The following is an 11426-nucleotide window of genomic DNA, read 5'->3' on the forward strand; positions in this document are numbered from 1 at the left end:
TCGTAAGGAAAACGCTATGCTGATCTACCCCGTAAAACACAGCCCGCTGCTGCGCCAGCCGGATCGTTTTATCTCCGCGCAGGAGCTGCATCAGCTGATCAATAAGCTGGTGGATAACCTGGTGAATATCACCGACGACACCGGCGAGTTTTTGCTGCGGCTGGATGATGGCCGGGTTATCGATACCAAAGGCTGGGCGGGCTGGGAGTGGACGCACGGCATCGGCTTGTACGGCATCCATCAGTATTACCGGCAGACCGGCGATGACCGGCTGCGCGCCATTATTGACGACTGGTTCGCTGACCGTTTCGCCGAGGGTTCAACCACCCGCAACGTCAATACCGTCTGCCCGTTTCTGACGCTGGCTTACCGCTATGAGGAGACGCAGGATCCGCGCTGGTTACCTTATCTTGAAAGCTGGGCCGAGTGGATTATGCATGATATGCCGCGGACCGAACGCGGTGGCATGCAGCACGTCACGCTGGCGGAGGAGAATCATCAACAGATGTGGGATGACACGCTGATGATGACCGTCCTGCCGCTGGCTAAAATTGGCAAACTACTGAACCGCAGCGACTATATTGAAGAGGCTAAATATCAGTTTCTGGTGCACACGCAGCATCTGATGGATAAGCAAACCGGACTGTGGTTCCACGGCTGGACTTTTGAAGGCAGCCATAATTTTGCTAACGCCCGCTGGGCGCGGGGCAACAGCTGGCTGACCATCGTCATCCCGGAGTTTCTGGATCTGCTCGACCTGCCGGAAAGCGACGCCACCCGCCGCTACCTGCAACAGGTGCTGAACAGCCAGCTGGCGGCGCTGGAGCAGTGCCAGCACGAAAGCGGCCTCTGGCACACGCTGCTGGACGATCGTGACTCGTATCTGGAAGCGTCCGCCACCGCCGGCTTTGCCTTTGGCATGCTGAAGGCCGCCCGCAAGCGCTATGCCGACCAGCGCTATGTGGCGGTCGCGGAAAAAGCGCTGAAGGGACTGATTGCAAATATTAACAGCGATGGCGAACTGACCCAGGTCTCGTTCGGCACCGCAATGGGCAAAAACCTCGACTACTACCGGCAGATCCCCCTGACCTCAATGCCGTACGGTCAGGCCATGGCGATTCTGTGCCTGGTAGAATACCTGCATATTTATCTCTGATAAGAAGGAAAAAGCATGATCCTGAATAATTTTTCTCTGCACGGAAAGGTGGCGATCGTCACCGGATGCAATACCGGACTAGGGAAAAGTATGGCGGTAGGGCTGGCGCAGGCCGGGTGCGACATTGTGGGCATTAACCGCAGTGAACCGGCTGAGACCGCGGCTGAAGTTACCGCGCTGGGTCGACGCTTTCTCAATCTGCAAGCCGATCTGGGCCAGCAGGCGGCGCTGCCATCGCTGGTGGAGCAGGCGGTCACGGAGTTTGGCCACATTGATATTCTGGTTAACAACGCCGGGATTATCCGTCGCCAGGATGCGATCGACTTTTCCGAAAAGGACTGGGACGAGGTGATGAACGTCAATACCCGGACGCTCTTTTTCCTCTCCCAGCAGGTGGCACGCCAGTTCATTAAACAGGGCCGCGGCGGCAAAATTATCAATATTGCTTCTATGCTTTCTTATCAGGGCGGCATCCGCGTCCCTTCCTACACCGCATCGAAAAGTGCGGTGCTGGGCCTGACGCGCCAGCTGGCGAACGAATGGGCGAAGCACGGCATTAATGTTAACGCCATCGCACCCGGCTATTTTGCGACCAATAATACGCAGCAGCTGCGTGATGATGAAAACCGCAGTGAGGAGATCCTTGCACGTATCCCGGCAGGACGCTGGGGAGAACCTCAGGATATGATGGGGCCGGTGGTCTTTCTGGCTTCCGATGCTTCTGATTATGTTAACGGCTTTACCCTGGCCGTGGACGGCGGCTGGCTGGCACGCTAATCCCTGTCCTTTACTCATAAGTTAACGCTGGAGAAAGTATGAATATCGCATTAATGATGGAAAACAGCCAGGCGGCCAAAAACGCCGCCGTACTGGCCCAGCTTCAGGCCGTGGCGGAGCAGAATAACGACGCCGTTTTTAACGTTGGCATGAGCGATGAGCAGGATCACCACCTGACCTACATTCACCTGGGCATCATGGCGAGCCTGCTGATTAACTCAAAAGCGGTCGATTTTGTGGTGACCGGCTGCGGTACCGGCCAGGGCGCGCTGCTGTCGCTGAACATTCACCCCGGTGTGACCTGCGGCTACTGCATCGACCCGGCTGACGCCTTCCTGTTTGCCCAGATTAATAACGGCAACGCGCTGGCGCTGCCGTTCGCCAAGGGCTTCGGCTGGGGCGCGGAGCTGAACGTACGCTACATCTTCGAGAAAGCCTTTACCGGCCGTAAAGGTGAAGGCTATCCGCCGGAGCGTAAAGAGCCGCAGGTGCGCAATGCGGGCCTGCTTAACCAGGTCAAAAAAGCGGTGATGAAGGAGAACTATCTGGATACCCTGCTTGCCATCGATCCGGAACTGGTGAAAACCGCCGTCAGCGGTGAGCGCTTCCAGAAATGCCTGTTCGAACAGGGCAAAGATCAGGAAATTATCGCCTGGGTGAAGCAGCTAACTGCCCGTTAATGCCCGATTTGCCGCGATCGTCAGGTCGCGGCGTTATTGCACGGAAGATTACCGCCCTGCACGCGCCCGGTTGCTCACCGGGCCATTTTCCCTCTGTCGCCCGGGTTCACGCCCCATTCCCTCTGCACATCACATTTATCAATCCGCCTCCGCTTTAGCCACCGTCTGTCCAGAAAGAGGCAAACCTTCCTCTTACCGTGCTAAGCCAGCTAAACTGATAGTCAGGTCGTTTACGATCGTTAACCCATTTTCCATTGATTCAGGAGCAGCAATGAAAAAAGTAGTGATACTGCTGGCCGCGCTCTCTGCCGCCGGCATGGCGCAGGCAGAAGAGGTGAATGACGATCCGGCGCAGGCCTATATAGCGAGCCTTTGCACCCTCGTTACACAGGAGAAGGCGCCTTCATCGACCGATGACTACGTCGCCCAGCTGAGAAACCTGGAAGCAAGAGGCACTTCGTCTTCTTCCGTTGAAAAAACGGCGTTTGATGAAGATGAGGCGAGAACGGTGGTCGCGGCATGGATGAACCTCAGCGACGAGGAAAAACAGCAGGCAGGTAAGGACGCCAACGCGTGCCGTACGGCCACGCTGAATGAATATCAGAGCCAGGACTAGCAACTGCAGGCGGGGGCTTACCCCGCTTTATCCCGGCCATACCCTTTGCGTTTTTATCCGGTCTTTTCTATCGGGCGAGGTTTTATTAACGGAATGCTTACGGCTTAGCGGACAGCAGAGGCGCTGAAGCAAAAGGAGGTGCTGCGTGGCGTTAAGGGAGCAAGGTTAGCAGTGATGGGCGAGCGTTTACGACCAAAGAGGTGATAACCATCGGTCTTTCCCTGACCGCGGCTATCGAGGGTTACTGGTCACTGCTGTTCAGGACATGGCGCCTGGCGGTACGTGTTTGAAAACGTTCACATAGCTGCGAAACACGTATTTAAAAAAGTTTTTCATCGGTCTGCCTGATTCAAATTTTGTTGGTAAATAACAAAAAAAGTATACAAGACGACCGTTTCTCAGGCAAATAAATTTGAGCCAGATCACAAAACGGAGCTAAAAACCGCTTAGCTATCGCGAATTCTGTCAGACCGTAAGGCGGGCTTTCCTGAAGCGCCGTGGCAATCAGGCCAGCAGGCCGAGATGCTCGACCAGAATGCTCGTGCCGATGCCAATTAACACCACGCCGCCGAAGATTTCGGCCCATTTCCCCATCATCGGCCCCAGAAATCTCCCCAGCAGGATCCCCAGCGTCGCCATAACCATGGTGGAAGCGCCGATAGCCAGCGCGGTGAACACAATATTGACCTGTAGAAAGGCCAGCCCGACGCCCACCGCCATGGCATCCAGGCTGGTCGCTACGGCGGTACAGGCCAGCAGCCAGAAACCGTGGCTTTTGAGTGCGGCTTCCGGTGCAGTATCCTTTTTACGCAGCCCTTCCATAATCATTCGCGCGCCCAGCAGGCCGAGAAGCGTAAAAGCGACCCAGTGATCCCAGGCCATGACATAGCGGCTGGCAGCGATACCCACAGCCCAGCCAATCAGCGGGGTTAAGGCTTCGATGACCCCAAAAATTAAGCCGGTGCGCAGTGCTTCCTTCAGGCCGGGCCGGTGCAGGCTGGCCCCTTTGCCGATAGCCGCAGCGAAAGCGTCCATGGACATACCGAAAGCTAAAATCAGGGTGGCGTACAGGTTCATGGGGGTTATACCGGCCCTGAGGCACTACGGCACCTCAAAGCGTTAAAAAAGACCATCTCGCGGTAAAAACAAGCGCGAAGCGTTCAACGTGGAGGGCATGCTACCACGGGTTCCCTGCAAAAAAAAGACAGTAAAATCAGGGATTTGATTATAGCCTCGGCTATACTTTTTAACGAATGCTAAAACAGCGCGCTAAAAATGGTCAAAAAGGCTAAAAGAATTACTGCGTTACTCTCTACCTCCCTGAGGCTTCTGGGGGATTATCGGGCTTCTGGGCGGGAGGAAACTGGGTGCCGTTCTCACCTGAAAAACAGGGGCGTCAGCCTCTGGGGGCGCGGCAAAATGCGCGGTAAACGTCTGAGGATTGAACATGCGGCCAGATTACCGGAAAATAGCCGCCACTGCATAAGATGGAACACCGATGAAAAACCCTTTTCTGACCTTTTTAATGCCAATGAGCACGCTGATGCTGGGCTTTCTTTCCGCCCTGCTGCTGCCTGCGCCCTGGTTCGGCCTGAGCCTCACCCACCGGCTGGTGGCGATCTTTCACCTGAGTGATATCGGGCAGCTCTATACGCTGGTATTTTGCCTCTGGTTTCTGCTGCTGGGCGCGGTGGAATACTTTGTAATCCGCTTTATTTACCTGCGTTTTATTAAGGTGTGAACATAAGGGCAGATCGACGATCCGCCCTCAACGCTTTTGTGCCTGACAAGGCCGCACTGAAACCTGTTATTGACTGAATAAACCCGGCACCAAAGTCGGTTTATACGCTCAACACCATCAGCAGCCCGCAGGAGAAGATCAGCAGCCCCACAAAGAAGAGCACAATCGCCGTAACCGCATTTTTGTGTTTCATCTGTCTCTCCTCAGAACCACTGGCCGAAGCGGCGTATATAGATACGTTTCATTCCCTGAGCCACTACGCAGTAGCCAAACAGCGTGGCGACCAGCCATGGGAAATAGGACCAGGGTAGCGGTACCAGGCCGACGATATGCCCCAGCGGCGAGAACGGAATATAAATGCCTGCCGCCATCACCAGACCGGTCATCAGCATCACCGGCAGCGCGGCGCGGCTCTGAATAAACGGAATTTTTTGCGTACGCAGCATATGCACCACCAGCGTCTGTGACAGCAGGCCTTCAACAAACCAGCCGGACTGGAAGAGCGCCTGATGCTCTACGCTGTTGGCGGCAAACACGTGCCACATGATTAAGAAGGTCGTGATATCAAACAGCGAGGACGTCGGGCCAATCCACAGCATAAAGCGGCCGATATTTTTCGCGTCCCAGCGGCGCGGCTTGCGCAGAAACGCCTTGTCCATTTTGTCCCACGGCAGCGCCAGCTGGGAAAGGTCATACATCAGGTTCTGCAACAGCAGGTGGATCGCCAGCATCGGCAGGAACGGAATAAAGGCGCTCGCCACCAGCACCGAGAACACGTTGCCAAAGTTAGAGCTGGCGGTCATGTTCAGGTATTTGATGATGTTGCCGAAAGTCTCCCGCCCCTTGATCACTCCCTGCTCCAGTACCATCAGGTTCTTTTCCAGCAGAATAATGTCAGCAGACTCTTTCGCGATATCAGTGGCGGTATCCACTGAAATGCCGATATCCGCATCCCGCAGCGCCGGGGCATCGTTAATGCCATCGCCAAGGAAGCCGACGGTATGGCCGTTATGCTGGAGCGCCTGGAGCACGCGGGACTTCTGCCGGGGCGTCAGGCGGCAGAAAAGGGTCCGCTCCTCAACCAGCCGGGAAAGCGCGCTGTCGTCCAGCCGTGCAATGTCGCTGCCGCACAGCGGTTCGCCGGGCGCCAGTCCGACATCCCGGCAAATTTTGCTGGTGATGACGGCGTTATCGCCGGTCAGCACTTTAACCGTCACGCCATTTTCATGCAGCGCTGCGATAGCCTGCCCGGCGCTCTCTTTGGCCGGATCGAGAAAGGTCAGCAGGCCACAGAGCGTCAGTTCACGCTCGTCCTCTTTATTCAGCGGCCGCGCCAGCCGGTTTTCTCCCAGCTTGCGCTCGCCGACAAGCAGTACCCGGAAACCCTGCTGATTGAGTTCCCCGACATGCTGGCACCACTGCTGACGGGCAGCGGCGTCCAGCGGACGACGTTCACCGCCGTCCATCCAGTGGGTGGAGATGGCCAGCATTTCATCCGCCGCGCCTTTGCAGATCAGCTGGTGCTGATTATTTTCGCCCGCGACCACAACCGACAGGCGGCGCCGTTCAAAATCAAACGGCAGCTCGTCAATTTTACGGTAGCGGCGTAGCCCGCTGAGGGCCAGGCCGCCCTGACTGTAGCTGAGGATCGCCTTGTCCATCAGGTTCCTCACTCCGCTCTGGTGGCGGCTGTTCAGCCACGCCAGTTGAAGCACCTGCTCACTGCTCCGGCCATATGCATCCAGATGCTGCGCGAGGATAATGCGGTCGCGGGTCAGCGTGCCGGTTTTATCGGTGCAGAGCACGTCCATCGCCCCGAAGTTCTGGATGGCGTTAAGGCGTTTCACCACCACCTTGCGGCGGGCCATCGCGATAGCGCCTTTCGCCAGGTTGGAGCTGACAATCATCGGCAGCATCTCCGGCGTCAGACCCACCGCCACTGCCAGCGCAAACATCAGCGCATCGCTCCAGTCACCTTTGGTGAAGCCGTTGATAAACAACACGACCGGCACCATTACCAGCATAAAGCGGATCAGCAGCCAGCTAACGCTGTTCACGCCGCGATCGAAGGCGGTCTGCGGACGTTTGCCCACCACGGATTTCGCCAGCGAACCAAACCAGGTGTTATTCCCGGTCGCCACGACCACCGCCGTTGCCGTGCCGCTGGCAACGGTTGTCCCCATCAGGCAGGTATCCGGCCTGTTCAGCAGATCGTTTTCGTCCCTGTTCTCAGCGATCCTTTTCGCGCGGATGCCGGAGGCCGTGACGTATTTCTCCACCGGGATAGCCTCGCCGCTCAGCGCCGCCTGGCTGACCAACAGATCGCGGGACGTCAGCAGGCGGCTATCTGCCGGCACCCTGTCGCCCGCCGCAAGGAAAACAATGTCGCCGGGCACCACATCCTGCAGCGAAATCACCATTTTCACCGGCTGCGATGTTTCACTGCGGCGGCGGATCACCGTGGCAGTCGTACGTACCAGGGATTTCAGCGCGTCCGCCGCTTTGTTAGTACGGTACTCCTGCCAGAAACGCAGCAGTCCGCTGAGCAAAACCATGATCAGCATGATGCTCACGCCGGTCAGATCGGTCTCTTCCCCCTGGCGCAGCGGTAAAACGTAGTCGGTGAAATAGCTGATAGCGGCCAGCACCATCAGCACCCAGATAAAAGGATTATTGAAGGCCTGAACCAGCTGTAGCAGCGCATGCGGCGCTTTTTCATTAGCAACCTGATTTTTGCCATGCTTCAGCAGGCGCTCAGCGGCATCGGCTACGGTCAGGCCACTGCGCTGGGTGTTAAGGTGTGCCAGGGTGCTGTCCAGGCTTTGTGTCATCTCGCGGGCGAAAGCCAAATCGCAGGCGAGTTTTATGTTGGCGTTATGCATTTTCATCTGCCGGATCCTTACTTATTTTTATTCAGGCGCGGGGCATCTCTCCTGCGCATGAGGATTTTTACGTTCTTTGGGGATCGGGACGGGGACAGAAAGCAGAAACGGACAGGAGGATTACAGTGAGCAGTCACTCCTTATTCTGCCTGTGTGCCATCGCCCGCCGCTGGTTGGAGGTTCTTTCATAGTACGTTCCTTGCCCGGCATCAGCACGGGACAACATTTAGGGGCAAAACGGGGATGTGACACGAGAGAGGTGAAACATTGCCCGCCGGTTTTCGGCAAGCAAACAATGGAGTTGGCTTACCTTAAAGGGTAAAACTTAAAGGGTGACTGTCCAACTGAGGTCTCCAGTGATGAAATCGCCGTCACTATAGTTCCGCTGATGGATGAAGTAAATTGTTAAAAAAAGCAATCATTTTTCCTGAGTCAGCCTTAATAACCATTATAAAACATAATGTTATGTGATAACTCTAGGTTATTACTTGCTGTTTTTTTCCTAAACCTTTTATCAACGCTTTGCATTTAGCTGCCTGTCCGGGCCGTTCATCGCCGGTGAGAGATGACAACGATCAACGCCAGGTGGCAGATTCAATCTACACTTCAGACCGATAACAGAGAGGACGCTCCCATAATGCTGAGAAGGACAAAAGTCTGGTTAAAGCGATCGCTGATCGTTCTGCTGATAGCGACGGTCGCCCTGCTGGCGCTGCGCGTGGCGCTAACGGAGCGTGGACCCGATTTGCAGCCCTGGCATAAGTGGGTACCGGATGAGCTGAGCGACAGCCAGATGGATCGGGATAGCTGGACGGATTATCTGCAAAACGAACAAAAAATCTTTGCCGACATGAAGCGCAACGTTACTGACAAAATCGCGGATACGTCGGAAACGCTCAACCGCTACGCTGAAAAAAGCCCGGTCTATCCGGGCCATTTTGCCACCGACTGGAACCGCTCTTATGAACTGCTTCCGCAGGGAACGCCGCGTGGCGCGGTGGTTCTGCTGCACGGGCTGACGGATTCGCCCTACAGCTTGCGGCATTTTGCCGTCAATTATCAGCAGCAAGGCTATGTTGTGGTAGCCATTCGCCTGCCGGGTCACGGCACGGTGCCGGCGGCGCTGACGAAAGTAGAATGGGAAGACTGGATGGCGGCTACCCGGCTGGCCGTTCGTGAAGCCAGGCAGCGTGTGCCGGCTGGCGCACCGCTGCAAATCATGGGCTTTTCCAACGGCGGCGCGCTCGCCATGAAATACACGCTGGACGCCCTGGAGGATCCCTCCCTGCCGCTGCCCAGCCGCCTGATCCTGATTTCGCCGATGATCGGCGTCAGCAGCTATGCGCGCTATGCCGGGCTCGCGGGACTGCCTTCGCTCCTGCCTGCGTTTGCCCGCTCGGCCTGGCTCAGCATCCTGCCGGAATTCAATCCGTTTAAGTACAACTCCTTCCCGGTCAAAGCGGCGCGGCAGTCCTGGCTGCTGACCAGCGCATTGCAAACGCAGCTGCACCAGGAAAGAGAGAATACGTTGCTGGATAAAGCCCCGCCGGTGCTCACTTTCCAGTCGGTGGCAGATGCCACGGTAAGTACGCCTGCGGTGATCCGCGCGCTTTACAACCTGCTGCCGGATAACGGCAGTGAGCTGGTACTGTTTGATGTCAATCAGGCGGTGCAGCTTTCACCGCTGATGCGCAAAAGTGCCAGAGATGCCGCAGACCATTTACTGCCTCCCGCGCCACGGCATTACACGACCAGAGTGGTGACCAATACCTCGCCACAGAGCAGTGCAGCGGTGGCGGAAACGACGCTGGCTGGCGCGACGTCCACGTCCCGCATACCGCTGGGCATCAACTATCCCGGCGATATCTATTCCCTCTCCCACGTGGCGTTACCCTTTCCGTTCAGCGACTCGTTGTACGGCCGCACGCCGGAGAGGCTCAATGAGTTCGGCGTCAGCTTCGGTTCCCTGTCGCCGCGCGGCGAGCGTTCGGTCCTGATCGTCAGCCTTGATACGCTGATGCGCCAGTCTTCCAACCCGTTCTTTCCCTGGATGCTGCGGCGGATTAACCAGACGCTGCATTAATTCTGCTGCGGGCCGCTGCTGTCGCTGAGCAGCAGCGCCAGCGGCGCCCCGTCCCGGCTCTGTTCCAGCGCGATTTTTGCCACGATAGTCAGCGGCACGGAGAGCAACATGCCCACCGGGCCCAGCAGCCAGCCCCAGAATATCAGCGACAGAAACACCACCAGCGTGGAAAGCCCCAGCCCGCGCCCCATCAGCCGCGGCTCCAGCATATTGCCAATCACCAGATTGATCAGCAGGTAGCCTGTAGCCACCAGCAGCCCCTCGCCAGAGCCGTTGAAAATCAGCACCTGAATAATCGCTGGCACTGCCGCAATGATCGAACCGATATTGGGAATATAGTTAAGCGCAAAAGCCAGCACGCCCCACAGTAGCGCAAAGCGGACCTCCAGCAGCAGCAGCATCAGCCAGACGAGAATACCGGTGAACAGGCTGATAGCGGTTTTCAGCACCAGATAACGACTGACGCTGTCGAGCGCCCGCCTGATAGCGGCCATGCCAGCGGAGGGCGGGCGGAGCAGATGCTGGAGCTTATCCGTCAGCAGCGGTACTTCGAACAGCATGAAGACCACGGTCATCAGCAGCAGGAAAATACCGGAGACCGCGCCGGAAAGCTGGGTGAGCAGCCAGCTCGCCAGGTTGAGCGTCGCGTTGGGATCGACCATGGTTATCAGCGCCTCGGTGGACACAGACACCCCCAGCTGGCCTGCCCGCTGCTGAAACGCCAGCAGCGACGCCAGCAGCACCTGCCGATATTGCGGCAGCGTGCGGGAAAAATCGTTCAGCATTGTCACCAGCGTGCTCAGCAGCAGCGCGCCCGCCATCACGATAGCCCCGGCCAGCAGCGAAACAGCCAGCATTCTGGGCAGGCCTGCGCGCTGCAACAGCCGGACCAGCGGATTCAGGATCACCGCCACGAACATGGCGAGGATAAAGGGCACGATGATTTCAGCGCCGGCGCGGATGCCAGCCAGAATAATCACCAGCATCCCGAGCATCACCACCACTTTAAAAGTGTTCTTGCTGGCCGACGCAAACATTAGCTTTTCCCGTAAAGATATTTAAACCCTTCACGTAGCCGCGGAGTATGCGAAGAGAATGCGGGAATAAACGCCGCCCCCATCCACACGGGCAGCAACAGCCCGCTCAGCGTTCGACGTTTTAGCAGCATCGCAAAGCTCCTCCTGAAAGATTCCGGAAAAATTGATCGGCCAGAAGTCTATTTGCTGCAAAAAACCGCGTCCTGTTTTCGATCAGAAAAGAAAGAGATCGGCGACGGTAAATGCGGCTGATTTAACATTTATTTAGTGGCCGGGGACGCTATCCGGAAATAGCAGGTAAGTGGGAGCAGGAGGAGCCGGGGATACGCGTTTTATTCCGGTAATTCAGTTAAAAATCTGGTTTAGTGGTTAACTTTCAGGCTGTACCCAGCATTTATAGCTGAGCAGATACTTTTTATAAGCCGATCCTTAGTGAATCTTGCCAGAAAATCGT

General features: G+C 56.6%; 10 protein-coding genes. 6 read left to right on the plus strand and 4 right to left on the minus strand.

All coding sequences use genetic code 11. The features are described 5' to 3' along the window. Positions 1-16 precede the first annotated feature (16 nt). From bglB to AAH446_RS12145, 4 genes are all read left to right on the plus strand, one after another. The gene (gene bglB / locus AAH446_RS12130; RefSeq protein WP_342906940.1) at positions 17-1156 is read left to right on the plus strand and encodes a beta-galactosidase BglB; all 1140 of its coding nucleotides are present in this window, start codon (positions 17-19) and stop codon (positions 1154-1156) included. Positions 1157-1171: 15 nt separating this feature from the next. Beyond that, a complete protein-coding gene (gene kduD, locus AAH446_RS12135; RefSeq protein WP_342906941.1) occupies positions 1172-1933 on the plus strand; it encodes a 2-dehydro-3-deoxy-D-gluconate 5-dehydrogenase KduD in 762 nt (253 codons plus the stop codon). A 38-nt stretch (positions 1934-1971) separates the two neighbouring features. Further along, positions 1972-2613 (plus strand): RpiB/LacA/LacB family sugar-phosphate isomerase, encoded by a 642-nt coding sequence (locus tag AAH446_RS12140; protein WP_342906942.1) that lies wholly within the window; start codon positions 1972-1974, stop codon positions 2611-2613. A 271-nt stretch (positions 2614-2884) separates the two neighbouring features. Then, complete coding sequence (locus tag AAH446_RS12145) at positions 2885-3229, plus strand: hypothetical protein (protein WP_342906943.1); 345 nt, start codon at positions 2885-2887, stop codon at positions 3227-3229. A gap of 258 nt (positions 3230-3487) precedes the next feature. Here the strand turns inward: AAH446_RS12145 and azuC are convergent, their stop codons facing one another. Beyond that, positions 3488-3565 carry a stress response protein AzuC gene (gene azuC, locus AAH446_RS19770; protein WP_428946396.1) on the minus strand — a complete coding sequence of 26 codons (78 nt, stop codon included), beginning with the start codon at positions 3563-3565 and terminating at the stop codon, positions 3488-3490. A 168-nt stretch (positions 3566-3733) separates the two neighbouring features. Further along, the gene (gene mntP, locus AAH446_RS12150) at positions 3734-4306 is read right to left on the minus strand and encodes a manganese efflux pump MntP (RefSeq protein ID WP_342906944.1); all 573 of its coding nucleotides are present in this window, start codon (positions 4304-4306) and stop codon (positions 3734-3736) included. A gap of 421 nt (positions 4307-4727) precedes the next feature. Here mntP and AAH446_RS12155 point away from each other — a divergent pair, with 421 nt between their 5' ends. Next, positions 4728-4970: a DUF1158 family protein gene (locus tag AAH446_RS12155; protein WP_342906945.1), complete on the plus strand. Its 243-nt coding sequence runs from the start codon at positions 4728-4730 to the stop codon at positions 4968-4970. Positions 4971-5173: 203 nt separating this feature from the next. Here AAH446_RS12155 and mgtA read toward each other — a convergent pair whose 3' ends face one another. Beyond that, positions 5174-7858 (minus strand): magnesium-translocating P-type ATPase, encoded by a 2685-nt coding sequence (gene mgtA / locus AAH446_RS12160; protein ID WP_342906946.1) that lies wholly within the window; start codon positions 7856-7858, stop codon positions 5174-5176. A gap of 631 nt (positions 7859-8489) precedes the next feature. Between mgtA and AAH446_RS12165 the strand changes: the two genes are divergently transcribed. Further along, positions 8490-9935 carry an alpha/beta hydrolase gene (locus AAH446_RS12165; protein ID WP_342906947.1) on the plus strand — a complete coding sequence of 482 codons (1446 nt, stop codon included), beginning with the start codon at positions 8490-8492 and terminating at the stop codon, positions 9933-9935. Here the strand turns inward: AAH446_RS12165 and AAH446_RS12170 are convergent. Further along, positions 9932-10972: an AI-2E family transporter gene (locus AAH446_RS12170; RefSeq protein WP_342906948.1), complete on the minus strand. Its 1041-nt coding sequence runs from the start codon at positions 10970-10972 to the stop codon at positions 9932-9934. The genes AAH446_RS12165 and AAH446_RS12170 overlap by 4 nt on opposite strands. Positions 10973-11426 lie beyond the last annotated feature (454 nt).

Origin of the sequence: Erwinia psychrophila (genome assembly GCF_039023475.1) — a bacterium.
Taxonomy (GTDB): Bacteria; Pseudomonadota; Gammaproteobacteria; order Enterobacterales; family Enterobacteriaceae; genus Erwinia.

Bases quoted from the DNA above. Each gene is read 5' to 3' on its own strand.
- azuC (WP_428946396.1), bottom strand. From the start codon at position 3,565: ATGAAAAACTTTTTTAAATACGTGTTTCGCAGCTATGTGAACGTTTTC.
- AAH446_RS12165 (WP_342906947.1), top strand. From the start codon at position 8,490: ATGCTGAGAAGGACAAAAGTCTGGTTAAAGCGATCGCTGATCGTTCTG.
- AAH446_RS12140 (WP_342906942.1), top strand. From the start codon at position 1,972: ATGAATATCGCATTAATGATGGAAAACAGCCAGGCGGCCAAAAACGCC.
- AAH446_RS12155 (WP_342906945.1), top strand. From the start codon at position 4,728: ATGAAAAACCCTTTTCTGACCTTTTTAATGCCAATGAGCACGCTGATG.
- mntP (WP_342906944.1), bottom strand. From the start codon at position 4,306: ATGAACCTGTACGCCACCCTGATTTTAGCTTTCGGTATGTCCATGGAC.
- mgtA (WP_342906946.1), bottom strand. From the start codon at position 7,858: ATGAAAATGCATAACGCCAACATAAAACTCGCCTGCGATTTGGCTTTC.
- AAH446_RS12170 (WP_342906948.1), bottom strand. From the start codon at position 10,972: ATGTTTGCGTCGGCCAGCAAGAACACTTTTAAAGTGGTGGTGATGCTC.
- AAH446_RS12145 (WP_342906943.1), top strand. From the start codon at position 2,885: ATGAAAAAAGTAGTGATACTGCTGGCCGCGCTCTCTGCCGCCGGCATG.
- kduD (WP_342906941.1), top strand. From the start codon at position 1,172: ATGATCCTGAATAATTTTTCTCTGCACGGAAAGGTGGCGATCGTCACC.
- bglB (WP_342906940.1), top strand. From the start codon at position 17: ATGCTGATCTACCCCGTAAAACACAGCCCGCTGCTGCGCCAGCCGGAT.